This window comes from Methylobacterium sp. D48H (genome assembly GCF_053345715.1).
The window spans coordinates 1-24,501 of sequence record NZ_JBKFAP010000017.1; the positions used below are offsets into that span (position 1 = coordinate 1).

Sequence of the window (24,501 nt, forward strand, 5' to 3'; positions counted from 1 at the left end):
CCGGCGCTCGACCCCGGCAAGAACCTCGACCCGCATCGCCTTGATCCGATGACTTTAACGCCAGCATTAAGGTCAGACGTCGGGCACGAGGCCCCGTCTCACAAGGCGGCTCTCACCGGAGGCGTACTTCTTGCCGGCGGATCTCGGCGATGGGCTCCGTCTCGCGACAAGTGACTTTCGGCCCTGATATGAACAGCTTCGATTTCCGTGCATCTAAGACAAATCGAATTTCGATGATGTATCTAACGCAGTAGATTTGTCGATTGAAGCGCACAGCTACGCTCTCGGTTGTCCCTGTTCTTAATGCGAGGTTGGTTGCGGTGTTAGGGTCGGAAGGTGTCCGTGCCCGCGAGAGCGGGGTCGCGGGTCTCCGGGCAGTTAAAGAGAGCCCCGATAGATTGTCCTCGCCGTCGAAGAGGCTGCGCCTACTGGCCCAGTTGGGCACGAGATCGCCACAGTTCGGCCGAGCACGTTCGATCTGTGAGCATTCATGACGCTGCCTGGAGGTAGAACGCCACGCGACACGCAGGTTGGGGGCGGCCCGGGCGGTGCGGGGCAAGCCGACGACGTCAATTGACCGAGTCGGCCGCCGCGCGAGCGCGCGGCGGGCAGGCAGGGGCCGCGCAGATCCGCACCGCGCTCCGTCGGTCACCGTCCCCGGAACGCGGCGTCCAGCGCGTGCGAGACACGCGCCAGGATCCCGGCGCGGGCGGCGGCGTCGGAGCCGATATGCGGGTCGCGCTGCACGCACGGGTCCGCGTAGGTGAACGGCGTGGCGTCCGGGCCCGCCACGAGGGCGCCGTCCGCCGCCTCGCTTATCGCGCAGGCGCGGACGGTCTGCGCGCCCCGGGCCACCACGGGCTGGGTCGGCCCGGTCGGGTTGTCGAAGACGTGCTGCGCTCCGGGAAAGACGGTCAGGTCGACATCGGCGCCGGCCGCCCTCAGCCGCTCCGCGTAGGCCGCGCAGGTGGCGGCGGGATTGTAGTCGTCGCCGCCGCCACCGAAGATCCGGATCGGCCGATCCGCCACGGTCGTGTCGTCCCGGAAGCGGATGGAGCAGTCCGGGTAGACCGGCAGGTAGAGCGCGGGGATCACGCCGGAGCGGTTCCAGGCCGCGTCGAAGCGCTTGAGGCTGGCGTAGAGCGCGGCCTGCCCGCCGCGCGAGAAGCCCATTACGGCGATCCGCGCCGGGTCGACCCGCGGATGCTTCGCCAGCACGCCCAGCGCCCGGTAGATGTCGAGGATCAGGTTCGTGCGCGCCAGGAGGCTCTGGTCGGTGTTGACGCTGGTCAGGCCGCGCCCGGTGAAGCCGTCGATCGCGAAGGTCGAGATCCCGCGCGCCGCCAGCGCCCGCTGCCAGAACTCGATGTTGCCGCCCAGGCCCCCGGAGCCGTGCATCAGGATCACGGTCGGCAGGCGCTCGGTCCCCGCCTTGGCGATGCGCAGGATCCCCGCGACCGTGACCGGCTTCGCTCCCGCGGACGTGCCGGTGAGGAACTGCCGGTCGGTCAGCGTCAGGCTCTCGAACGGGTGAACCTCCACGCGGGCGGCGTAGCTGCCGAGATCGGCGACGCCGTCCGCTGCGGGCCCGGCGGAGGCCGCCGGCGTGATGCCGGCCAGCAGACAGGCCGCCAGGAACAGGATCGATCGCCGCATCGGAACGCTCCGCCACCGGGCGGCAGCCTAGCAGCGGCGCGGGTGGCCTGTCGCCGCGGGAGGGAGCGGAACCGGTTTCCTCTCGCTGCCCGATGTCAGGCCCCGGGGGCGAGGGCTACGCGGCCGCGCGGTCGGCCAGGTAGGCGCGCCAGCCGCCGAAGCGCGTGATGTCGGCCGCCCCGTCGAGGCCGGCTTGCTCGACCAGGAAGCCCTTGGGCGCCGTGCCGTCGGCGAGTCGCAGCGTGCCGATGCCGAGCGGTGCCGGGATGGCGCCGACGAAGCGTCCGAACGCGGCGGGCGGCAGGGCCCACACCTCGGTTTCGATGGGGGCGCCGTCCCCGGCCGCCACCCGGAGCAGCCCCGGGCGCTGCGGCGGGCCGCCCGGCAGGGCGTAGAGGCGATAGTCCCGGGCTGTCGGCACGGCGCGCAGGAAGCGCCCGCCGCAGCCGGCCAGCTCGCGGTTCAGCGGCAATCCCGAGAGATGCGCCCCGACGACCGCCAGCTCGATCGCGTCCGGTCCGGCCGTGGCCGGCCCCGGCTCCACGACCGGCACCGGCATCGTGCCCGCGCCGATCCGCGGCGCCGAGGCCGCGTGCAGGCGTGCCCCGAGGGCGGCGAGGAGCCCGTCCGAGCCGCGCGGCGCCAGCAGGGTGATCCCGGCGGGGAAGCCGTCGGCGCGGGGCCGGCCCGGCACCGCCAGGGCGCACCAGTCCAGCAGGTTGACGAAGTTGGTGTAGGTGCCGAGCTCGCTGTTCGGCCCGATCGGGTCGGCCGCGACCGCCGCGCAGGTCTGCGGGCGGGGGTAGGTCGGCACGGCGAGGACGTCGATCCGGTCCCAGACCGCGTCCGCGGCCCGGCGCAGCGCCGCGAGGCGGTAGAGGCCCGCGAAGGCGTCGGCCGCGCTGTGGCGCTCGGCGGAGGCGATGACCGCCCGCGTCGTCGGGTGGAGGATGTCGGGGCGCGTCTCCATCACCGGGCGGATCGCCGCGTAGCGCTCGGCGACCCACGGGCCGTCGTAGAGCAGGGCCGCGACGGCGAACATCGGCGCGAGATCGACCGGCGCCGCCCCGGCGAGGGCTTCGAGATCGGCGACCGTCGCCGCGAAGGCCGCCTCCGAGAGCCCGTCGCCGCCGAAGCGGAGGCTCGCCGCGTCCGGGAGCCCGAGGCGCAGGCCCGGCGGGAGGGCGGCGGGGGCGGCCGGCACCGGCAGGGCCCGCGACCAGGGATCGGCGGCATCCGTACCCAGCATGACCCGGAAGGCCGCGTCGGCGTCGGCCACGGTGCCGGCGAAGACCGAGAGCGTGTCGAGGGTCCGGCAGGCCGGCAGCATCCCGCGGCTGGAGATCGCCCCGAGGGAGGGCTTCAGCCCGACGACGTTGTTGAGCGCCGCCGGCACCCGGCCCGACCCCGCCGTGTCGGTGCCGAGCGCGAAGGCGACGATCCCGTGGGCCACCGCCACGGCCGAGCCGCTGCTGGACCCGCCGGGCACGTAGGCCGGATCGATCGCGTTGCGCGGGGCCGGGTAGGGGGTGCGCAGGCCGACGAGCCCGGTGGCGAACTGGTCGAGGTTGGTCTTGCCGATCAGGATCGCGCCGGCCGCGAGGAGACGCGCCACCGCGGGCGCGGTCTCGGCGGGGGTATGGGCGAAGTCCGGGCAGGCGGCAGTGGTCGGCAGCCCGGCGACGTCGATGTTGTCCTTGACGGCGAAGGGCACGCCCCAGAGCGGCATCGCCGCGGGGTCGAAGGGCGGGAGCGCCGCCGCGGCTTCGCGAGCATCCGCCTCCGGGACGAGCGCGAGGAAGATGCCGGGATCGTCCACCGCGGCGAGCCGCCGGTAGGCCTCGGCCACGACGGCGCGCGGGTCGAGGCCTTCGGCGTAGGCCGCGTGCAGGAGCGGGATGGTCGGGAAGGGGGGCACGGTCATTCCTCGCAGCGAGGCTCAGGATTCGTCGCCGGTGGCGCGGTACCAGTCGAGGATCTCGCCCCCCTGCATGAACACCGCGTCACTGCGCGCCAGGACGGCGTCGAGCAGCCGCTCCAGCAGGCCGATCCGGTGCGGCACGCCGGTGATGTAGGGGTGGATCGCGAAGCCCATCACCTTGGCCCCGCCGAGGGGGCCGGAGCCGGCGGCCTCGGCCGCGAGCCGGTCGAGATGGGCGAGCGCCCGCTCCACGAACTCGTCGGCCCGGTGGTGCTGGATGGCCAGCAGCGGGATGTCGTTGAGCTCGACGGAGTAGGGGAGGGCGACGAGGTCGCCCGTGCACGTCGCCACCCGGCAGGGGCGGTCGTCGACCACGAAGTCGCCGACGTACTCGAGGCCGGCCGCGCGCAGGTGGTCGGGCGTGTCGAGGGTCTCGGTGAGGCCCGGTCCCAGCCAGCCGCGCGGCGGGCGCCCCGTGGTCTGGGTGATCGCCGCGACGGTGCGGGCGATCATCGCCGGCTGGTCCGGGATCCGGTGCGTCGGGACCTGGTGGAAGCCGTGGGCCATGAACTCCCAGCCGGCCGCGTGAGCGGCCTCGGCCACGCGGGGATAGGCCGTGCAGACCGAGCCGTTGATCGAGAGCGTCGGGCGGATTCCGCGGTTGGCGAAGGCCTCGAGGAAGCGCCAGAAGCCGACCCGCATCCCGTACTCGTGCCACGCCCAGTTGGGGATATCCGGAAGCAGGCTCGCGGCGGTCGGCGGCACCAGGATCTGGCGCGGCATCGGGTTGTCGATCAGCCAGTGCTCGACGTTGACCACCGGCCAGACCGCGACGTGCTTGCCGCCCGGCAGCGTCAGGCGCGGCCGGTCGACGGCGGCGCGGTAGGCGAGGCGGTTCTCGGGCCGGCGGGGATCGTCGGGCGCGGTGTCCATCAGGCGGCGGCCCGCGGGGCGTGGTGGCTGTGGAGCTGGGCCGCCAGCATCCGGCGCAGGTCGTTGAAGGCCGGGCTCGACACGTCGCGCCGCCGCGGCAACTCGACCGGGTGGATCGCCTCGATCCGGCCGGGGCCGGGCGACATCATCACGATGCGGTCCGCGAGGAAGATCGCCTCCTCGATGGCGTGGGTGACGAACAGGATCGTCAGCCCCGTCCGCGACCACAGGTCGAGCAGCTCGTCCTGCAGTCGCTCGCGGGTCATGGCGTCGAGCGCCCCGAAGGGCTCGTCCATCAGCACCACCTCGGCCTCGTTGGCGAGCACCCGGGCGATGGCGACCCGCTGCTTCATCCCGCCCGAGAGCTGGTGCGGGTAAGCGTCGGCGAAGGCCTGGAGGCCGACGAGGGCGATGTAGCGCTCGGCGGTGTCGCGCACCTCGGCGGCGGGCCGCCCGCGGGCCTTCGGGCCGAAGCCGATATTGTCCCGCACCGTGAGCCACGGGAACAGGCCGTAATCCTGGAAGACCATGCCGCGGCTCGGCCCCGGCCCGGCGATCGGCTTGCCCCACATCAGGGCCTGCCCGGCGGTCGGGGCCTCGAAGCCGGCGGCGACCCGCAGCAGCGTCGACTTCCCGCAGCCCGAGGCGCCGAGCAGGCAGACGAACTCGCCGCGGGACACCGTGAGGTTCGCCTCGCGCAGGGCCTCGGTCCGGCGGCCGCCCGCCGCGTAGGTCTTGGAGACCGCCCGCATGTCGAGGATCGGGATCGTCGGATCAGCCATGATTGGGGCTCCAGGCGAGCAGCCGGCGGCCGAGCTGCATGACCAGCCAGTCGGAGACGAAGCCCGCGACCCCGATCACCGCCATGCCGCAGATCACGATCTCGGTGCGCGAGAGCTGGCGCGCCTCCATGATGATCGCCCCGAGGCCGGTCTGGACGCCGGTCATCTCGCCGACCACGATCACCACCCAGGCGAAGCCCAGCCCCAGCCGCAGGCCGGTGAAGATCGACGGCAGCGCCGCCGGCAGCACCACGCGGACGAACTGGGCCGGCCCGGTGCAGCCCAGCATCGCTGCCGCCTCGAACAGGCGCGGCTCAACGGAGCGGACCCCGAACACGGTGTTGACCAGGATCGGGTAGAACGCCCCGAGGAACACGAGGAAGAAGGCCGAGCGCGGCCCGAGGCCGAACAGGATCATCGCCAAGGGCAGCCACGCGGTGACCGGAACCGGCCGCAGCACCTGCAGGACGGGATCGAGCAGCGCCCGGATCAGGGGCACGCGGCCGATCAGCAGGCCGAGCGGCAGGGCGGCAGCGGCCGCCAGCGCGAAGCCGCCGTAGACCCGGCTCAGCGAGGCCGCGAGATGGGTCCAGAGCGTGCCGCTGAAGGCGTCGTCGTTGACGCCGCCGATGGCGAGGTCCCGCATCTCGGCCCAGACCTCCGCGGGCGGCGGGATCAGGCTGTAGGGCCGGCCCGCGGTGGTGACCTGCCAGACCGCGACGAGCGCGGCCGGCACCACGCAGGCGAGCGCCAGCCGGCGCAGGTGGGCGGGCCCGGGTCCGGATCCGGCCCGGCGGGCGGGGGCCGGCGTCACCGCCGCCGGCAGGGCGCCGGCCTCGATCCCGGTGCTCACGCCCGCCCCAGCGCGTCGACGAAGCGGGTATCGATGAAGCCGGGCTCCGGCAGCCGCTTGATCTGCTTGAGCGCGAGCATGTGCTGCGCGTAGGCGTCGGCCTGCCGGATCTCGTTCGGCCCGAGGCGCCAGGTCAGCTCGACGTTCGGGGCCGAGAGCTCGAGCGCCTCGCGCTTCTGGCCGAGCTTCGCCACCGCCATGGCGATCATCGCGTCGCGGTCGCCGGCCGCGAAGTCCGTCGCCTTGCGGTGGATCTCCAGCATGGTCCGGACGAGGTCCGGCCGCTCGGCCAGCGTGTCGCGGTGGGCGCCGAACACCATGTTCAGCGCGCCCATCTCGGTGCCGTAGGGGTACTCGACGAGCTGGCCGACGCCCGAGGCGAGGCTGACGCCGGGGCCCGGCTCGGCGCCGACATAGGCGTCGACGTCGCCGCGGGCGAGGGCGATGTGCATCTCCGAGAAGGAGACGCGCACGGGGGTGATGTCCTTCACCGAGAGCCCCTCCATGCGCATCCGCTCCAGGACGAAGACCTCCTGGGTGCTGCCGGGCCAGATCGCGACGCGCTTGCCGCGCAGGTCCTTGATGGCGTGGATGTCGGAGCCCTTCTTGGCGATCACCGCCATCCCGCGGTTGCAGGTGGAGGCGATGACCACGAGCGGCTCGCCGGCGGCGGCGCCCAGCGTCGCGGCGGCGATCCCGAAGGTGCCGAAATCCACCGACTTGGTGACCACGGCGTTCTTGCACTCGGTCGGGCTCTCGAAGGGCACAACCTCCACATTCACCCCGGGCGGGGTGAAGCGCGCGTAGAAGCTCGGCGCGATCGAGTGGATCAGCTTGAGGGAGCCCATCCGGATCGTGACGGGCGCGCCCTGGGCGCGGGCCCGGGCCAGGGGTCCGAGGGCGAGGCCGGCCCCGAGACCGGCCAGGAGGGTGCGGCGGCGGATCATCGAACGGCTCCTGAAGGGTCCCGATGTGCCGACGCTACGGGCGCCACCTGTTGCGAGGAAGTGCTATTTTCTGAGCGTGCCGTTGCCATAAACGCAACAGCCCGGCAGGGTAGGGGCGTGAAGCACCTGCGCACCGTCACCTACGTCGCCGAGGTCGCCCGCGCCGGCTCGATCCGGCGCGCCGCGGAGCGCTTGAACCTCACGCCCTCGGCCCTGACCCGGCAGATCCAGGATCTCGAATACGAGCTCGGCACGCCGATCTTCGAGCGCCTGCCGCAGGGGATGCGGCTCAACGCGGCCGGCGAGCTCTTCGCCCGGCACATCCGCGACCAGGCCGCCGATCTCGACCGGGTCCGCTCGCAGATCGCCGACCTGTCGGGCGTGCGGCGGGGGCACGTGGCGCTCGCCTGCAGCCAGGCCTTCGTCACCCAGGTGGTGCCCGAGGAGGTCGAGGCCTACCGCGCCCGCTTTCCGCAGGTCGGCTTCACCGTGCAGGTCCGCGACCACGCCCAGGCGGTGACAGCCCTGGCGGAATTCGAGGCCGACCTCGCCCTGATCCTGCAGCCGCCGCCCTCGGCGGAGCTGCACCCGCTCTATTCCGGCCATCAGACCCTGTGCGCGCTGATGCGCAGAGGCCACGCGCTGGCGGCGGAGAGCGGGCCGGTGCGGCTGCGCGACTGTCTCGCGCACGCCCTGGCGCTGCCCGACCGATCGCTCGCCATCCGCCACCACATCGAGCACGCGCTGGCCCGGCGGGGCGTCGAGCTGCGGCCGGTCGTGGAGTCGGGCTCGCTGGAGTTCCTGCGCAACCTCACCCTGCGGGAGGACGTGGTGAGCCTGCAGGTGCCCAGCGGCATCCCGGAGGATCCGCGCCTGCACAGCCGGCCGATCGACACCCGCGACCTCACCCCGATGACGCTGGTCCTGGCGCAGCTGCGCGGGCGCTCGCTGTCGGTGGCCGCCGCCAAGTTCGCCGATCAGCTCGTCGTCCGGCTGAACCGGGAAGGGGCCTGACCGGCGTCCCGCTCAGGCGGGCAGGCCGGCTTCGGCCAGGGCCTCGGCGTATCGCTGCCCCAGGGCGGCGACCGGGAAGGGGATCCGCGCCAGGAAGCCCGAGACCGTCAATCCGGGCTCGATCGCCAGGAGCTCGGCGACCGCCTGCCGGGCGCGCTCCGGCTGGCCGAGCCCGACATGGGCCACGGCGAGCGCCCGCAGGGCGACGGCGAAGCGTCGGTTCTGCGCCAGCGCCCGCTCGGCCCACCGGATCGCCTCGGGATAGTCGGCCTCGCTGACCGCCGCGACCGCCATCACGCCCGACATCAGCCAGCCGCGCGGATCCCGCGGGTTGAGCTGCAGCGCCCGCTCGACCATGGCGCGTCCCGCCTCCGCGCGGCCGCACATGGTCTCGATCCAGCCCGCGAGGGTGAGCGCCAGGGCGGAGTTCGGGTTGACGAGCAGCGCGCGGCCGAACAGGTCGCGTGCCCGGTCCCGCCCGGTCTCCGACATGTTCCAGACCGCGAAGGCCGCCATCCACAGCACCTGCGCGTCCCCGGGCGCGCGCTCGACCGCGCCCCAGGCCAGCCGCACGGCCGCCGCGCGCTCCGCGTCGCCCTGCGCGATCCAGCCCTGGAAATGGCACTGCGCTCGGCAATAGGCCGCGGCGGCCATCGCCGGTGCGTAGCCCGGGTCGAGCGCCAGGGCCTCGTCCAGGTGATCGAGCGCCGCCGCCATGCCGGCGGCGGTGAAGTCGGCGAGCCGGGCATTGGCCCGGAGCAGCCGGTCGTAGGCGTCCGGATGGGCCGGCGCGTCGCGGCCGAGCCGGCCGATCTCCGCCAGCTGGAGGGTGGGCTCGATCGCGGCGGCGGCGCGCGCGGCGACCCGCTCCTGCAGGGCGAAGACGTCGTCGAGCCCGCCGTCGAAGCTGTCGGCCCAGAGATGGGCGCCGGTCCCGGCATCGACCAGCTGGCCGGTGATCCTCAGGCGCGACCCGCCGCGGCGCACGCTGCCGGCGACCACGTAGCCGACGCCGAGCTCCTGCCCGACCCGGCGCACGTCGATCGCCGCGCCCCGGTAGGTGAAGGTCGAGTTGCGCGCGATCACGAACAGGCCGCTGACGCGGGACAGCGCCGTGATGATCTCCTCGGTGATCCCGTCGGCAAAGTAGTCCTGATCCGGATCCGCGCTCATGTTGGTGAAGGGCAGGACCGCCACCGCGGGCAGGCGCGGCCCGGTGCGCCACGTGACGCTCGCCTCCGCCGCGTCTTCCGGAGCGATCCCGGGCGAGACCTCCGATGCGGCCTCCCGCACGGCGCCGACGAAGCGCACGCCCTTGCGCGGGAGCGTCCGGATCCAGCGCTGCTCGGTTCCGGTGTCGCCGATCGCGGTCCGGGCCGCGTTGATCCGGCTGCCGAGGGTCGCCTCGGAGACGATGCGCCCGTTCCAGACCGCCCCCAGCAGGTCGTCGCGGCTCACCACCCGGTCGCGCCGCTCGATCAGCACCCGCAGGAGGTCGAAGACCTGCGGCTCGACGGCGATCTCGGCGCCGTCCCGGCTGAGCTCCCGCCGGGCAGAATCGAGGGTGAAGGATCCGAACCGGTAGATCACGGGGCGTTCCTGGGCGGGGCCATGTCCGCGTTCCGCGCCCTGCTCACCGAACCGGTCTCCGCGGCGGAGGGCGCTCTAGCACGGGCCCGGGCGGGCATAAATCATGGGCCTCTGAAGGTGTCCTCAAGGTCCTCTCAAAGCGCGGTGTCGAGCATCGGGATAGATTTCGCTCCATCGAAGACTTTCCGACGAGGGAGCTGTCCATGGCCCGCGAGACCGATCCCGACACATCCGCCTGGAGCCGCCGCCGCCTCCTGAAGAGCGCGGTAGCCACCGCCGCCCTCGCCGAGCTCGGCCTCGGCCGGACCGCGCGGGCGCAGGGCGGCTCGGCCCCCGGCGCCCCGGTCCCCGGCGCCGTGCCGGGCGTCCTGAAGCAGGTCGAGGCCGGCGTGCTCGACGTCGGCTACGTCGAGGCCGGTCCCGCCGACGGGCCGGCGGTCATCCTGCTGCACGGCTGGCCCTACGACATCCACGCCTTCGCGGAGGTCGTTCCGATCCTCACGGCGGCCGGGCACCGGGTGATCGTGCCGTACCTGCGCGGCTACGGCACCACCCGTTTCCTGGCGTCGGACACGGTCCGGAACGGCGAGCAGGCGGCACTCGCGGTGGACGTCATCGCCCTGATGGACGCCCTGAAGATCCCCCAGGCCGTCCTGGGCGGCTTCGACTGGGGCGCGCGGACGGCCGACATCGTCGCGGCGCTGTGGCCGGAGCGGTGCCGGGCGCTGGTGGCGGTCAGCGGCTACCTGATCGGCAACCAGGAGGCCGGCAAGAAGCCGCTGCCGCCGCGGGCCGAGCTGTCCTGGTGGTACCAGTTCTACTTCGCCACCAGCCGGGGGCGGGCCGGCTACGAGGCCTACCGTGCCGACTTCGCCAAGCTGATCTGGCAGACCGCCTCGCCGCGCTGGCGCTTCGACGACGCAACCTTCGCGCGGAGCGCCCCGGCCCTCGACAACCCGGATCACGTCAGCATCGTCATCCACAATTACCGCTGGCGGATGGGCCTCGCCGATGGCGAGCGCCGGTACGACGCGCTGGAGAGCCGCCTCGCGCAGGCGCCCACGATCGGCGTGCCGACCATCACCCTGGAGGGCGACGCGAACGGCGCCCCGCATCCCGACCCCGCCAGCTACGCGGCCAAGTTCACCGGACGCTACGCGCACCGGCTGATCACCGGCGGGATCGGCCACAACCTCCCGCAGGAGGCCCCGCGCGCCTTCGCGCAGGCCGTGATCGACGCGGCCGCGGCCTGACCGCGCCGGCGCGGCCGGATCATCCCCGGACACACGATCATCCCGAGACGATGACGGAGGTTGCCATGCGGTTCCTGGCTGTCGCGCTGCCGGCCCTGCTCGCTGCGGGCCTGATTTTGGGAGGCTCTGCGGTGCGCGCCGTGGATGCCGGGACTTCCCCGGCGGCCTCGCCGATCTACGGCGTCACCGTCCCGGACGGGTACCGCGACTGGCAGCTCGTCGGCGTCGCGCAGGAGACCGGGGCCCTCGACGAGCTGCGCGCCGTGGTCGGCAACGCGCGGGCGCTGGACGCCTACCGGTCGGGCACCCTGCCGTTCCCGGACGGGACGGTGCTGGTGAAGCGCGCCTGGACGCGGGTGCCGTCCGCGGAGTTCGCCCCGGCCTTCGTGCCCGGCGGCGCCACGACGGTTCAGGTCATGGTGAAGGATTCGCGGCGCTACGCGGCGACGGGGGGCTGGGGGTTCGGGCGCTTCGTCGACGGCAAGCCCGCGGACGCGGCCCAGCACGAGACCTGCTTCGCCTGCCACAGCGCGAATGTCCGGGACCACGACTACGTGTTCACGCGGCTCGCGCCCTGAGGCCGGCCGCCGCCCGTACGGACGCCCGGACGGACGCCACGACGCCCCTGTCAGCGCGCGGCTTCCCTCAACGTCCGCTCGCTGTCGCGCCTTGCGTCTCCCGTCAGCCGGCGCCTACACCTTTGCCGGCTCAAGCTCGGCCCGGACCGGGCGAGACATGACGGCGCCGGCCCGAGGCACGGCCCCGCAGGGAGGATAGCGCGTGACGATCGCCCGATACGGCGCAGCCCTGGCGCTGCTCTGCGGCTTCGGTTCCCTCTCGCCCCTCAGGGCCGACGAGTGCCCCAACCGCGGCCAACTCGACGACGCCTACTGCGACGCCAACAAGGACCTCGTCGCCGACGTCCCGTCCAAGACCCGCGACCCGAGTGTGATCGTCTTCGCCTACACGCCGGTGGAGGATCCCGCGGTCTACGAGAACTCGTTCAAGCCGTTCACGACCTACCTGAGCCAGTGCACGGGCAAGCGCGTCGTCTACTACCCGGTCCAGTCGAACTCCGCCGAGATCGAGGCGATGCGATCCGGCCGGCTCACGGTGGCGGGCTTCTCGACCGGGCCCCTCGGCTTCGCGGTGAACATGGCCGGCGCGATCCCGTTCGCCGCCAAGGGCACCGAGAAGGGCGCCGAGGGCTACAACCTGATCGTCGTGGTGAAGGCGAGCAGCCCGTACAAGACGCTGGCCGACCTCAAGGGCAAGCGCGTGGCCCACACGGCGCCGTCGTCGAATTCCGGCAACCTCGCGCCCAAGGCGCTGTTCCCCGAGCAGGGACTGAAGCCCGGCGAGGACTACAAGCTCATCTACTCGGGCGGCCACGACAAGTCGGCGCTGGGCGTCGGCACCGGCGACTACGACGCCGCCCCGGTGGCCTCGGACGTGTTCTACCGGATGGTCGCCCGCGGGACGATCAAGGGCGACGATTACCGGGTGATCTACACGAGCGAGAAGTTCCCGACCTCGGGTTTCGCCTACGCCCACGATCTCAAGCCGGAACTCGCCGAGAAGCTGAAGCAGTGCTTCTACGATTTCCGCTTCCCGCCCGACATGGTGAAGGATTTCGAGGGCGACGACCGGTTCGCGCCGATCACCTACCTCAAGGACTGGGCGATCGTCCGCAAGGTCGCGGAGGAATCGGGCACGCCGTACAACAAGGTCGCCTACGAGCGCGAGGCCGCCCGGGAGGCCGAGGCGGCGCGCAAGAAGGCCGCGGGCGCGCCCAAGCCGTGACGCAGGCCGTGACGGCGGGGAGCGCGGCGCGCGCGGTGGCGGCCGGAGCCGAGGGCGATCCCCGGGCGGAGGATCCGCGCGCGCTGGTGATTCGCGGGCTGACCAAGGCGTACCGGGCCGGCCAGCCGGTCCTGAAGGGCATCGACCTCGTGGTGCCGGGCACCGGGCTCACGGCGATCATCGGGCCGTCCGGTACCGGCAAGAGCACCCTGATCCGCTGCATCAACCGGCTGGTCCAGCCGACCTCGGGGGAGATCCTGTTCCGGGGCGAGGACCTCGCCCGGCTCTCCGGCCCCGCCCTGCGCCGGGCGCGGCGCCGGATCGGGATGGTGTTCCAGGAGTACAACCTGGTCGAGCGCCTCTCGGTGATGGAGAACCTGCTCTGCGGCCGCCTCGGCTACGTGCCGGCCTGGCGCGCGTGGCTGCGACGCTTCCCCGAGGCGGACATCGCCCGCGCCTTCGACCTCCTCGACGCGGTCGGCCTGTCGGGCTTCGCCACCCGCCGGGCCGACGCCCTGTCGGGCGGGCAGCGCCAGCGCGTCGGCATCGCCCGGGCGATCATGCAGGAGCCCGAGATCGTGCTCGCCGACGAGCCGACCTCGTCCCTCGACCCGAAGAGTTCCGTCGAGATCATGGAGATCCTGTCCCGGCTCGCGGCCGAGCGCGGCGTGCCGGTGGTGGTCAACATCCACAACGTGGCGCTCGCCCAGCGCTTCGCCGCGCGGATCGTCGGCATGTCGGGCGGGCACGTGGTCTATGACGGGCCGCCGGACCGGCTGAGCGAGGCCGACCTGCGCGGCATCTACGGCGGCGAGAACTGGCTCGAATGAGCGCGCCCGCCCGCCCCGCTTCCTCCGACGCCTCCCCAGACGCCGCCGACCGCGTCGCGTTCCGGCCCAACTGGACCGCCCGCGCCGGCTGGGCGCTCCTCGCCGTCTACGCGGTCTACGCGGCGACCCAGCTCGGCTTCTCGCCCGAGCGCTTCGCCGGCGGCCTCGCCCATGGGCAGCAGTTCCTGGCCCGGATGTTCCCGCCGAACTTCTCCCGCTGGGAGCTGATCCAGTCGGGGATCGTCGAGAGCCTGCAGATCGCCGTGATCGCGACGGTGGTCGGCATCGCGGTCGCCCTGCCGATCGGATTCCTGGCGGCCCGCAACCTGATGCCGCCCTGGGTGACGTGGCCGACCCGGATCCTGATCGCGCTCTGCCGGTCGTTCCACCCGATCATCGTGGCGATCCTGTTCGTGAAGGCGATCGGCTTCGGGGCGCTCGCCGGCGTCATGGCGCTGATCGTCGCCTCGGTGGGCTTCATCGCCAAGCTGTTCGCCGAGGCGATCGAGGAGATCTCCCTGAAGCAGGTCGAGGCCGTGCGGGCGACCGGCGCCGGCTTCTTGTCGACCCTGATCATGGGCGTGCAGCCGCAGGTGCTGCCGCGCTTCATCGGCTTCGCCACCTACCAGCTCGATTCCAACCTGCGGAACTCGACCATGGTGGGCATCGTCGGCGGCGGCGGCATCGGCGCGACGCTGTTCACCGCCTACCAGCGCTTCGACTTCGACGTGGTGCTGGCGATCCTGATCGTCATCGTCGCCCTGATCATGGTGGCCGAGATCGTCTCCGGCTGGGCCCGCAAGGTGTTCCAGTGAGCGTCGCCCTCGCGCCCGCGTCCGCCGACCCGCGCCGCTGGCAGCGCTTCCCCCTGTGGAAGCGGCTGGCGCGGCTCGCCTTCACGCTGTGCGCGGTGGCGGCCTTCGTGGCGAGCCTGCGCACCATCGAGGTGATCCCGGAATTCCTCTACGACGCCCCCGACCAGCTGGCCGACCTGTTCGGCCGGATGTGGCCGATGGATGCCGGCTATGTCGGGCCGACCCTGCGGGCGCTGGTGGAGACGCTCCACATCGCGACGCTCGGCACCCTGATCGCCATCGCGATCGCGGTGCCGATCGGGCTGATGGCGGCCCGCAACGTCACGCCCAACCGCGCGCTGAATCTCTTCGCCAAGTTCGTGTTCGTGACCTCGCGCTCGGTGAACTCCCTGGTCTGGGCGCTGCTGTTCGTGGCGGTGTTCGGCCCGGGGCCGCTGGCCGGGACCCTGGCGATCGCGCTCCGCTCCGTCGGCTTCACCGGCAAGCTGTTCGCCGAGGCGCTGGAGGAGGCCAATCGCGGCTCGATCGAGGCCCTGCAGGCCGCGGGTGCCGGCCGGATGTCGACTTTGCTGCTCGGCTACTGGCCGCAGGTGAAACCGGCCTTCTGGTCGATCGCGCTGTTCCGCTGGGACATCAACATCCGCGAATCCGCCGTGCTGGGGCTGGTCGGCGCGGGCGGCATCGGCGTCGCGCTCGATACCGCCCTGAACCTGCTCTACTGGGACCAGGTCGCCGTGGTGCTCGCCGCGATCTTCGGCGTCGTCATCCTGGCCGAGATCGTCGTGACGGCGCTCCGCGCCCGGACGCTCTGAGACGGGCCCCGGTCAGCGCCCCAGCGACATGCCGAGCGGCGGCTCGACTTCCGGCGGCAGCGGCGAGACGTAGCCCGCCGCGCCGACCCGGCGGGCGAGGTCCGCCTTGGCGGCGTCGCGGAGGGCCGCGTCGGTCACCGCCCGGGCCCCGGTGGCGGCCATCGCCTTGGCGACCTGCACCATCGCCTTGTGGGCCGCCGGGGTCTTGCCCTGCGCCACCACCTGCCAGGTGTGGAACGGCGTGCCGATGGCCACCGTGGGCGCGTGGGCCTGGACGGTCGGCACCACCCAGCTGACGTCGCCGACGTCGGTGGACCCCACCGCCGGGTTGCGCGGCGCGTCGAGGGGCACGAGGAAGTCGGCGAGCGGCGCCTCGGTGCGCGGCATCCCGATGGCGCGGAACACAGCGTCGATGTCGCCGTCGGTGAGCGTCGCCCGGATCTTGCCGGCGAAGTCCCGGTCGGCCTCGTCGAAATGCGGCGGCCCGAGCTCCTCCATGACGCCGTGCAGCGCCCGCTCCAGGGGATCGTTGCCCAGCAGGTTCGACACCGCGCTGACGATCCGCACCTCGACGGCGGTCTCGGTCATCAGGGCGGCGCCCTGCGCGATCTTCTTCACCCGCTCGACCAGCGCCAGCATGCCGGGGAGGTCGCGGGCCCGGATCGAGTAGCGCACCGTCGCGCCGGCCTGGACGACGTTCGGGGCGATGCCGCCGGCGTCGAGATAGGCGTAGTGGACCCGCGCGTCGGACGGCATGTGCTCGCGCATGTAGTTCACGCCGACGCTCATCAGCTCGACGGCGTCGAGCGCCGACCGCCCGAGATGGGGCGCGGCCGCCGCGTGGGCGGTGCGGCCGGTGAAGACGAAGTCGGCCCGGGTGTTGGCGAGGGCGACCGGCGGTGCCACCTCCCAGAAGCTGCCCGGATGCCAGGTGATCGCGATGTCGGCGTCCGCGAAGGCGCCGGCGCGGACCATGAAGGCCTTGGCGGCGCCGCCTTCCTCCGCCGGGCAGCCGTAGTAGCGCACGCGGCCGGGCGTCCCGGTCTCGGCGAGCCAGTCCTTCAGCGCGGTGGCGGCGAGCAGAGCCGCCGAGCCGAGGAGGTTGTGGCCGCAGCCGTGGCCGTGCCCGCCCGCCTCCACCGGCCGGTGCTCGGCGACGCCGGCCTCCTGCGACAGGCCCGGCAGGGCGTCGTACTCGCCGAGGAACGCGATGACCGGCCCGCCGTCCCCGGCCTCGCCCATCACGGCGGTCGGGATGCCGGCGACCGCCTCGGTCACGCGGAAGCCCTGGTGGCGCAGCTCGGCGACGTGCTCGGCGCAGGAGCGGCTCTCCGTGTAGCAGACCTCCGGCATGCCCCAGACCCGCTCGGACAGGGCGATCAGCCGTTCCGATTGCGCGTCGACATGGCGCCACACGGCGTTGCGGTTGTCCATCGGGTCCACTCCGGGAAAGCTGCGCGTCGAGGTCGCGCCACCATAGCGGGCTCCGCGCCGTCTTCGCGAGCGCAGCGAAGCGACCCAGGGTTGCGCGCCCTCGGGAAGCGTGGCGCCGCTGGATTGCTTCGCTCCGCTCGCAAGGACGGACACGGCGCGAGCCCTGCTGCTGCCTGACCGCATGCACCGCTCAGGCCATGCTCCTGCCCGAACCAAGCGTCCGTCAACACGTTCCGATTGAACCGTCACTGGCCCGCCCCTTGCCAAGGCCGCTGCCGGAATGTTGCTGTGCCTGTCACGGCGGTAAACGGGAAAGCGTACATGGACGAACGGGATCTGCGCGGCCTCATCGGGCAGGTGAAGGACGGCCGCCTGTCGCGGCGCGCTTTCGTGCAGCGGATGGTGGCTGTGGGCCTCACCGCGCCCATGGCCGGGCTGATGCTGGCCGGGAACGGGGTCGCGATGGCGGCCGATATCCGGGCCGGCTACAAGCCGACCAAGGCCGGCGGCGGCGGCGCGCTCAAGCTGCTCTGGTGGCAGGCGCCGACGCTGATCAACCCGCATTTCGCCGTCGGCACCAAGGACCAGGACGCCTCGCGGATCTTCTACGAGCCGCTCGCCGCCTGGGACGCGGACGGCAACCTCGTGCCGGTGCTCGCCGCCTCGATCCCCTCGAAGGAGAACGGGGCGCTCGCCGCCGACGGCCGCTCGGTGGTCTGGACGCTCAAGCCCGGCGTGAAGTGGCACGACGGCAAGCCGCTCACCGCCGACGACCTCGTCTTCACCTGGGAATACGCCCGCGACCCCGCCACCGCGGCGGTGACGGCCGGGTCCTACAAGGATTGCAAGGTCGAGAAAGTCGACGACCTCAGCGTCCGGGTTCTGTTCGACAAGCCCACGCCCTACTGGTGCGACGCCTACGTGGGCATCGTCGGGATGGTGCTGCCGAAGCACCTGTTCGGACCCTACAGCGGCGCCAAGTCCCGGGACGCGCCCCAGAACCTCGCCCCGGTGGGCACCGGCCCGTACCGGTTCGTGGAGTTCCGGCCCGGCGACATCGTCCGCGGCGAGCGCAATCCCGACTACCACCTGCCGAACCGCCCGTACTTCGACACGGTCGAGATGAAGGGCGGCGGCGACGCGGTCTCGGCCGCCCGAGCCGTGCTCCAGACCGGCGAGTACGACTACGCCTGGAACATGCTGATCGAGGACGAGGTGCTGAAGCGCCTGGAGACCGGCGGCAAGGGCCGGGTCGACGTGGTCTACGGCGGCAAGCTCGAGTTCCTGCTCCTCAACGCCGCCGACCCGAACGTCGAGGTCGACGGCGAGCGCGCCTCGATCACCACCAAGCACCCCGCCTTCTCCGACCCGAAGGTGTGCCAGGCGATGAACCTCTTGGTCGACCGCAAGTCGATCCAGACCTACATCTACGGCCGCACCGGCAAGCCCACCGCCAACACGGTCAACGGCCCGGAGCGCTTCGTCTCCAAGAACACGAGCTTCGCCTTCGACCCGGCTAAGGCCAACGCGCTCCTCGACGAGGCCGGCTGGAAGAAGGGTTCCGACGGCATCCGCGCCAAGGACGGCAAGAAGCTCAAGCTGGTCTTCCAGACCTCGATCAACGCGCCGCGCCAGAAGACGCAGGCGATCATCAAGCAGGCGGCCGCCAAGGCCGGCATCGAGATCGAGCTGAAATCGGTGACCGGCTCGGTGTTCTTCTCCTCCGACCCGGCCAACCCCGACACCTGCACGCATTTCTACGCCGACATGGAGATGTACGCCTACAGCATGACCCAGGCCGATCCGGCGATCTGGCTGCTCATGTACGCCTCCTGGGAGGTGGCCCAGAAGGCCAACAAGTGGCAGGGCCGCAACGTCGTGCGCTGGCGCAACGACGCCTACGACAAGGCCTACAACGCCGCCCAGAGCGAGCTCGACCCGGTCAAGCGCGCGGCGCTGCTGATCACCTGCAACGACCTCGCGGTCTCCGAGAACGTGCTGCCGCTGATCCACCGCGCCGAGGTCTCGGCGGTGGGCGCGACGCTGACGGCGCCCCGCAGCGGCTGGGACAACGACCTGTCGTTCCTGCCCGACTGGTACAGGGAGGCCTGAGCGGGAGCGTCGCGCCATGGGCGCCTACATCCTGCGACGCCTCCTGATCGCGATTCCGAGCCTCCTCGGCATCAGCCTGATCCTGTTCACCGTCCTGGCGCTCGCGCCGGGCGACCCGTTCGGCGAACTCGCCAGCAACCCGAACGTGCCGCCGGAGGTGCGGGCGGCTCTGCGCGTCAAGTTCGGCCTCGATGACCCGATCCTCACCCGCTACCTGCACTGGCTCACCGCCATGCTGCAGGGGGATTGGGGCTTCTCCTTCGCCAGCCGGGTGAACGTCGACACCCTGATCCTGCAGCGGCTGCCCACGACCCTGTTCGTGGTCGGCTCCTCGCAGATCCTGGCGCTGCTGATCGCCGTACCGGTGGGCCTCTACGCGGCGCGCCGGCCCTACTCGCTTGCCGACCAGGTCGCCAACACGCTGGCCTTCGTGGGCTTCTCGCTGCCGACTTTCTTCACCGGCCTGCTGTTCATCCTGCTGTTCTCGATCAAGCTCGGCTGGCTGCCCTTCGTCTATCAGGCCGACCTGCCGGGCTCCGGCCTGCCTTGGCTCTGGGCGAATGTCCGGCAGGCGATCATGCCGGTGGCGGTGCTGGGCTTCTTCCAGGCCGCCTCCTACACCCGCTACGTGCGCGCCTCGGCGCTGGACGTCGCCCGCCTCGACTACGTCACCACGGCCCGGGCCAAGGGCCTGACCGAGGGCACGGTGACCCGCCGGCACATCGCCCGCAACGCCCTGATCCCGGTGGTGACGCTCGTCGCCCTCCAGATCCCGGCGGTGTTCGGCGGCGCCATCGTCACCGAGCAGATCTTCCGGATCCCCGGCATCGGCTCGCTGCTGATCGACGCGATGCTGGCCAACGACACGCCGGTGGTGATGGCGGTGACCTTCGTGTTCGCCGGCCTCGTCATCCTGTTCAACCTCGTCGCGGACCTGCTCTATGGCTGGCTCGACCCTCGCATCGCCCTCCGATGAGGCGCCTGCCCTCGCCCGCGCGCCGGCCTCGCCGGGGCGGGAGACGTGGCGGCGCTTCCGGCGGCACCGGCTGGCGCTCGCCAGCGTCGGCGTGCTGGCGCTGCTCGTCGCCGGCGTGGTGTTCGGCGGCCTGCTCTGGCCGGTCGCCATCGACGACATCGACTTCGCGGCCCAGCTCCAGGGTCCGTCCTGGGACCACCCGTTCGGCACCGACGATCTCGGCCAGGACCTGCTGGCCCGGATGATCTACGGCGGGCGGATCTCGCTCGCGGTCGGCTTCGCCGCCATGGCGGTGGCGAGCCTGATCGGCGTGCTGGTCGGCGCGCTCGCCGGGATGTCGCGCCGGTTCCTCGACCCGGTGCTCATGTGGCTGACCGACCTGTTCCTGTCGCTGCCGCAGCTGCCGCTGCTGCTCCTCGTGATCTACCTGTTCCGCGACAGCCTGAAGGCCGTGTTCGGCAGCCAGGGCGGCGTGTTCCTGATGATCGTCGCGGTGATCGGGGGCCTGCGCTGGATGCCGGTGGCCCGGCTGGTGCGGGCGCAGTTCCTGTCCCTGCGCGAGAAGGAGTTCGTGGAGGCGGCCCGCTCGCAGGGGGCGACGACCGGGCACCTCGTGCGCCGCCACATCCTGCCGAACGCGCTCGGGCCGGTGATCGTGGCGGCCTCGATCGAGGTCTCGTCCGCGATCATCGCGGAATCGACCCTGTCCTTCCTGGGGCTCGGCTTCCCGCCCGACATCCCGACCTGGGGGCGGCTCCTGTTCGACGCCAAGGACCATCTCGACGTCGCCCCGCACTGGGCGCTGTTCCCGGGAGGCGCGATCTTCCTGACCGTGCTGTCGATCAACTTCATCGGCGACGGCCTGCGCGACGCCCTCGACCCGCGACGGGTTCTTTAGCGATGGCGGATCCAGTGGACCCGATCCTCTCGGTCTCAGACCTCACCGTCTCCTTCCGCTCGAACGGGCGCTGGCGCGAAGTCGTGCACGGCGTCTCGTTCGACGTGGGCCCGCGCGAGACCGTGGCCCTCGTCGGCGAATCCGGCTCGGGCAAGAGCGTCAGCGCCCTCTCGATCCTGCGCCTCCTGCCGCGGGACGCGAGCCGTATCGGCGGGCGCGTGCGCTTCGAGAGCCGCGAGCTGCTCGCCGCCCCCGAGGCCGAGATGCGGCGGGTGCGCGGCGATTCCATCGCCATGATCTTCCAAGAGCCGATGACCTCCCTGAACCCGGTCCTGACCATCGGCTTCCAGATCGCCGAGGCGCTGATCCGGCACCGGGGCCTGTCGCGGTCCGCCGCCGAGGCGGAGGCGCTCCGGCTCCTCGACAAGGTCCGGATCCCGGCCGCCCGCTCGCGCCTGCACGAGTACCCGCACCGCTTCTCCGGCGGCATGCGCCAGCGGGTGATGATCGCCATGGCGCTCGCCTGCCGGCCGAAGCTCCTGATCGCCGACGAGCCGACCACGGCGCTCGACGTCACGATCCAGGCCCAGATCCTCGACCTCATCAAGAGCCTGCAGGACGAGGAGGGCATGTCGGTCCTGTTCATCACCCACGACATGGGTGTGGTCGCCGAGATCGCCGACCGCACCGTGGTGATGTACCGGGGCCGCGCCGTGGAGGCCGGCCCGACCGCGCGCATTTTTTCCGAACCCACCGAGCCTTATACGCGGGCGCTGCTGGCCGCGGTCCCGCGCCTCGGGACCATGGCGGGCCGGGCCCGCCCGATGCGGTTCCCGGTGGTCGACCGGGCGACCGGCCTCGCGGCACCGACGCCCGAGACCCCCGACACCGTCAGGGCCGCCGAGCGCCCGGTTCTGGAGGTGCGCGACCTGACGACCCGGTTCGACATCCGCTCCGGGCTGCTCGGCCGCGTGACTGGGCGCGTCCACGCGGTGGAGCGGGTCTCGTTCAGCCTCGCGGCCGGCGAGACCCTGGCGCTCGTCGGCGAATCCGGCTGCGGCAAGTCCACCACCGGGCGCTCGATCCTGCGCCTCGTCGAGCCGCTCTCGGGCTCGGTCCTGCTCGACGGCGAGGACATCACGGGCCTCGATGCCGGCACCCTCCGCGCCCGCCGCCAGCGCATGCAGATGATCTTCCAGGACCCGTTCGCCAGCCTCGACCCGCGCCTGAGCGTCGGTGCGGCGGTGGCGGAGCCGCTGCTGATCAACCGCCTCTCCGCGCCCCGCGAGGCCCGGCGGCGGGCGGAGGACCTGCTCACCCGGGTCGGGCTTCCGCCCGAGGCCGCCGCGCGCTTCCCGCACGAGTTCTCCGGCGGCCAGCGCCAGCGCATCTGCATCGCCCGCGCGCTCGCCCTGAACCCCCGCCTGATCGTCGCCGACGAGGCGGTCTCGGCGCTCGACGTCTCGGTGAAGGCGCAGGTCGTGAACCTGATGCTCGACCTGCAGGCGGAGCTCGGCCTCGCCTACCTGTTCATCTCGCACGACATGGCGGTGGTCGAGCGGGTCAGCCACCGGGTGGCGGTGATGTATCTCGGCGAGATCGTGGAGATCGGTCCCCGAGCCGCGATCTTCGGCGATCCGCGGCACCCCTACACGAAGAAGCTGCTCGCCGCGGTGCCCGTGCCGGATCCGGGCCGGCGGGGCGAGCGGCACGCGCTGCCGGACGACGAGATCCGCAGCCCGATCCGGACCCCCGACTACGTGCCGCCGGAGCGCCTCTACCGGGAGGTCGCGCCCGGCCACGTCGTGCAGGACTGGGGCACCGAGTGGGACACGGGCGCCCGCCAGGGCGCGGCCGCCTGAAGCCGGCGGCCCGGACCCTCGCGCGCGATGCCGCGCGGTCCGCGACAGGATCCAGCGTAAAGCTTGCGGCGCTGCTCGCAATACGGGCAATGTTGCTCAGAAAGCGATCAGTACCGGTAAGAAATCTTTGATTATTTCCGCATTAATGTCGGCCCTACACACGCGGTGTGTTGCCGCGATGAAGCGGTCGAGAGGCTTCCTTGCGCGCGAGCGATTTCCGATCCTTCCACGAGGCGTCGAAGCGCAGCGGCGTGATCCTGTCGTTCGGCGGAGATCTCTCGGAGAACATCCTGTTCTCGCTCGGGGAAGTGCTGAAGCTGCGCATGCGGCACGAGGAGACCGACGCCGCGGTCGCCAAGCGCGTCTTCTCGATCTTCGTCGAGCAGGCCCAGAACGTGATCCGCTACTCGGCCGACAAGGTCGCGCCCGCCGAGCCGCCGGGCCCCGCCCGGGTCAGCGCCGGCATGATCGCCGTCGGCACCGAGGAGGGGCGGTTCTTCGTGGTCTGCGGCAACGAGGTCGGCAGGACCGAGGTGCCGCGGCTGCGCGAGCGGCTCGACGAGATCGCCACCCTGTCGAGCGACGAGCTCAGGAAGGTCTACCGCGAGAAGCTGCGCCAGCCGCCGGACGAGGGCAGCCTCGGCGGCAGCATCGGACTGATCGAGATCGCCCGCCGGTCGAGCGCCCCAGTCGAGTACGACTTCCAGGATCTGGGCGCGGAGCGCAGCCTGTTCTGCCTCAAAGCCTTCATCTGAGGATCGCACGGACATGGACCGCATCACGCTGCCCCGGACCGAGCGCTCGCCCGAGGTCGATTTCGACTTCGCGTCGGGGCGGCTCGTCCTGCGCGGCGAATCCTACCCGGAGGACGCCGCCGCGTTCTTCGGCCCGCTGCTGCAGGCCCTGCGCGGCCACCTCGCGGCGACCGAGGCGAGCCCGATCACCTTCGACGTCGCGCTCGCCTACTTCAACTCGTCGAGCGCCAAGGCGCTGATGAACCTGTTCATGCCCCTGGAGGACGCCGCCGCCGAGGGGCGCCCGGTGACGATCCGCTGGATGTTCGGCGCCGACGACGACGTGATCCAGGAGGCCGGCGAGGATTTCGCGGCCGACTTCGCGCATGCCCGGTTCGAGATGATCGCGAGCGTCCCCGCGTGAGCGCGCACCGGGCGCCGGCCCACGATCTCCTGTCCGAGCCGGCGGACGCCTTCAGCCTGTTCGACACCGAGGAGGCCGTTCTCGGCCGATCCGAGGTGATGCTGGCCCGCCTCGCCGAGGTCGGCGACGGGGTGCGGGAGCTCGCCGGCGCCTACCGGCGCAGCTACCACGAGCAGCGCCGGCTGGTGCGGCTGAGCGACCGGATGCAGCTCGACCTGCACCGCGCCAACCAGCGGATGGCCGAGCAGCAGCGCGCCCTGCGCCACCTCAACGACGCCCTCTCGGCGGAGATCGAGCACCGGTCGCGCCTCGAGGCCGAGCTCCGCCGCCTCGCCGACACCGACCACCTCACCGACGCCCTGTCGCGCCGCCGCTTCCTGCAGATCTGCGAGGAGGTCTGGGCCCGGACCCAGTCGGGCGACACGCCCTCCAGCGTGCTGATGCTCGACCTCGACCGCTTCAAGCTGATCAACGACCGCTACGGCCACAGCGCGGGCGACACGGTCCTCAAGGCCTTCGTCGAGACCTGCCGCGACAACCTGCGCGCGGTCGACGTGATCGGCCGCATGGGTGGTGAGGAATTCGCCATCCTCGTCACCGGCACTGTGATGGCCGAGGCGCAAGTCATCGCCGAGGCGCTTCGTCGCGCGGTGGCGCAGCGGCCGGTGCGCCTGGAGCACGGGCCGCTGCCGATCTCGGTGAGCATCGGCCTCGCGGCGTTCGGCCCGAGCGAGTCGATGTCGGCGACCCTCCGGCGGGCCGACGCGGCGCTCTACGCCGCCAAGCATGCCGGCCGCGACTGCGTGCGCTGCGCGGCCGAACCGGGCGCGTCCCTGACCTGAGGCGCCGCGC

At 72.2% G+C, this 24,501-nt stretch carries 22 protein-coding genes; 14 read left to right on the forward strand and 8 right to left on the reverse strand.

The genetic code is table 11. The features are described from left to right. Window positions 1-648: 648 nt before the first annotated feature. The 6 genes from ACLBX8_RS22335 to ACLBX8_RS22360 all read right to left on the reverse strand — a co-directional run bounded on the left by ACLBX8_RS22335 (window position 649) and on the right by ACLBX8_RS22360 (window position 7,092). Window positions 649-1,656, reverse strand: a complete 1,008-nt coding sequence (locus ACLBX8_RS22335) for a dienelactone hydrolase family protein (protein ID WP_447699932.1) — start codon at window positions 1,654-1,656, stop codon at window positions 649-651. Window positions 1,657-1,771: 115 nt separating this feature from the next. Continuing rightward, entirely contained in the window at window positions 1,772-3,580 is a 1,809-nt protein-coding gene (gene atzF / locus ACLBX8_RS22340; RefSeq protein WP_447699933.1) for an allophanate hydrolase, read from the reverse strand. A 15-nt stretch (window positions 3,581-3,595) separates the two neighbouring features. Next, on the reverse strand, window positions 3,596-4,510 hold the full coding sequence (locus tag ACLBX8_RS22345; protein WP_447699934.1) for a polysaccharide deacetylase family protein: 915 nt from the start codon (window positions 4,508-4,510) through the stop codon (window positions 3,596-3,598). Continuing rightward, entirely contained in the window at window positions 4,510-5,292 is a 783-nt protein-coding gene (locus ACLBX8_RS22350) for an ABC transporter ATP-binding protein (RefSeq protein WP_091979593.1), read from the reverse strand. The genes ACLBX8_RS22345 and ACLBX8_RS22350 overlap by 1 nt, the downstream gene beginning before the upstream one ends. Beyond that, window positions 5,285-6,145, reverse strand: coding sequence for an ABC transporter permease (locus tag ACLBX8_RS22355; protein WP_447715758.1), 861 nt, complete (start codon window positions 6,143-6,145; stop codon window positions 5,285-5,287). Before ACLBX8_RS22355 ends, ACLBX8_RS22350 begins: the two co-directional genes overlap by 8 nt. Beyond that, window positions 6,142-7,092 carry an ABC transporter substrate-binding protein gene (locus ACLBX8_RS22360; RefSeq protein WP_020091228.1) on the reverse strand — a complete coding sequence of 317 codons (951 nt, stop codon included), beginning with the start codon at window positions 7,090-7,092 and terminating at the stop codon, window positions 6,142-6,144. The genes ACLBX8_RS22355 and ACLBX8_RS22360 overlap by 4 nt, the downstream gene beginning before the upstream one ends. A 117-nt stretch (window positions 7,093-7,209) precedes the next feature. Here ACLBX8_RS22360 and ACLBX8_RS22365 point away from each other — a divergent pair, with 117 nt between their 5' ends. After that, window positions 7,210-8,106 (forward strand): LysR family transcriptional regulator, encoded by an 897-nt coding sequence (locus ACLBX8_RS22365; RefSeq protein WP_042671102.1) that lies wholly within the window; start codon window positions 7,210-7,212, stop codon window positions 8,104-8,106. 12 nt (window positions 8,107-8,118) lie between these two features. Here ACLBX8_RS22365 and ACLBX8_RS22370 read toward each other — a convergent pair whose 3' ends face one another. Further along, entirely contained in the window at window positions 8,119-9,696 is a 1,578-nt protein-coding gene (locus tag ACLBX8_RS22370) for a winged helix-turn-helix domain-containing protein (RefSeq protein WP_447715759.1), read from the reverse strand. A 203-nt stretch (window positions 9,697-9,899) separates the two neighbouring features. On the opposite strand from ACLBX8_RS22370, the gene ACLBX8_RS22375 reads away from it, so the two are divergent. From ACLBX8_RS22375 to phnE (ACLBX8_RS22400), 6 genes are all read left to right on the forward strand, one after another. Next, the gene (locus tag ACLBX8_RS22375) at window positions 9,900-10,949 is read left to right on the forward strand and encodes an alpha/beta fold hydrolase (protein WP_447715760.1); all 1,050 of its coding nucleotides are present in this window, start codon (window positions 9,900-9,902) and stop codon (window positions 10,947-10,949) included. Window positions 10,950-11,014: 65 nt separating this feature from the next. Further along, a complete protein-coding gene (locus ACLBX8_RS22380; RefSeq protein ID WP_447715761.1) occupies window positions 11,015-11,527 on the forward strand; it encodes a cytochrome P460 family protein in 513 nt (170 codons plus the stop codon). A gap of 202 nt (window positions 11,528-11,729) precedes the next feature. Then, a complete protein-coding gene (phnD, locus tag ACLBX8_RS22385) occupies window positions 11,730-12,752 on the forward strand; it encodes a phosphate/phosphite/phosphonate ABC transporter substrate-binding protein (protein ID WP_427508526.1) in 1,023 nt (340 codons plus the stop codon). Further along, window positions 12,749-13,582 (forward strand): phosphonate ABC transporter ATP-binding protein, encoded by an 834-nt coding sequence (gene phnC / locus ACLBX8_RS22390; RefSeq protein WP_447715762.1) that lies wholly within the window; start codon window positions 12,749-12,751, stop codon window positions 13,580-13,582. Before phnD ends, phnC begins: the two co-directional genes overlap by 4 nt. Then, window positions 13,579-14,397, forward strand: coding sequence for a phosphonate ABC transporter, permease protein PhnE (gene phnE / locus ACLBX8_RS22395; protein ID WP_447699940.1), 819 nt, complete (start codon window positions 13,579-13,581; stop codon window positions 14,395-14,397). The genes phnC and phnE (ACLBX8_RS22395) overlap by 4 nt, the downstream gene beginning before the upstream one ends. Beyond that, complete coding sequence (gene phnE, locus ACLBX8_RS22400) at window positions 14,394-15,209, forward strand: phosphonate ABC transporter, permease protein PhnE (RefSeq protein WP_020091220.1); 816 nt, start codon at window positions 14,394-14,396, stop codon at window positions 15,207-15,209. Before phnE (ACLBX8_RS22395) ends, phnE (ACLBX8_RS22400) begins: the two co-directional genes overlap by 4 nt. A 12-nt stretch (window positions 15,210-15,221) precedes the next feature. Here the strand turns inward: phnE (ACLBX8_RS22400) and ACLBX8_RS22405 are convergent, their stop codons facing one another. Next, window positions 15,222-16,643 carry a M20 family metallopeptidase gene (locus ACLBX8_RS22405; protein WP_447681950.1) on the reverse strand — a complete coding sequence of 474 codons (1,422 nt, stop codon included), beginning with the start codon at window positions 16,641-16,643 and terminating at the stop codon, window positions 15,222-15,224. A gap of 321 nt (window positions 16,644-16,964) precedes the next feature. Between ACLBX8_RS22405 and ACLBX8_RS22410 the strand changes: the two genes are divergently transcribed. From ACLBX8_RS22410 to ACLBX8_RS22440, 7 genes are all read left to right on the forward strand, one after another. Next, the gene (locus ACLBX8_RS22410) at window positions 16,965-18,755 is read left to right on the forward strand and encodes a peptide ABC transporter substrate-binding protein (RefSeq protein WP_331298048.1); all 1,791 of its coding nucleotides are present in this window, start codon (window positions 16,965-16,967) and stop codon (window positions 18,753-18,755) included. A gap of 16 nt (window positions 18,756-18,771) precedes the next feature. Further along, window positions 18,772-19,731 (forward strand): ABC transporter permease, encoded by a 960-nt coding sequence (locus ACLBX8_RS22415; protein ID WP_447699941.1) that lies wholly within the window; start codon window positions 18,772-18,774, stop codon window positions 19,729-19,731. After that, window positions 19,697-20,629, forward strand: coding sequence for an ABC transporter permease (locus tag ACLBX8_RS22420; RefSeq protein ID WP_091979577.1), 933 nt, complete (start codon window positions 19,697-19,699; stop codon window positions 20,627-20,629). The genes ACLBX8_RS22415 and ACLBX8_RS22420 overlap by 35 nt, the downstream gene beginning before the upstream one ends. Window positions 20,630-20,631: 2 nt before the next feature. Then, window positions 20,632-22,491 carry an ABC transporter ATP-binding protein gene (locus ACLBX8_RS22425; protein ID WP_447715763.1) on the forward strand — a complete coding sequence of 620 codons (1,860 nt, stop codon included), beginning with the start codon at window positions 20,632-20,634 and terminating at the stop codon, window positions 22,489-22,491. A 200-nt stretch (window positions 22,492-22,691) separates the two neighbouring features. Beyond that, window positions 22,692-23,246 carry a SiaB family protein kinase gene (locus ACLBX8_RS22430; RefSeq protein ID WP_020091215.1) on the forward strand — a complete coding sequence of 185 codons (555 nt, stop codon included), beginning with the start codon at window positions 22,692-22,694 and terminating at the stop codon, window positions 23,244-23,246. A 13-nt stretch (window positions 23,247-23,259) separates the two neighbouring features. After that, window positions 23,260-23,649, forward strand: a complete 390-nt coding sequence (locus tag ACLBX8_RS22435) for a DUF1987 domain-containing protein (RefSeq protein WP_012321503.1) — start codon at window positions 23,260-23,262, stop codon at window positions 23,647-23,649. After that, window positions 23,646-24,491 (forward strand): GGDEF domain-containing protein, encoded by an 846-nt coding sequence (locus ACLBX8_RS22440; RefSeq protein ID WP_447699943.1) that lies wholly within the window; start codon window positions 23,646-23,648, stop codon window positions 24,489-24,491. The genes ACLBX8_RS22435 and ACLBX8_RS22440 overlap by 4 nt, the downstream gene beginning before the upstream one ends. The last annotated feature ends 10 nt before the right edge of the window (window positions 24,492-24,501 follow it).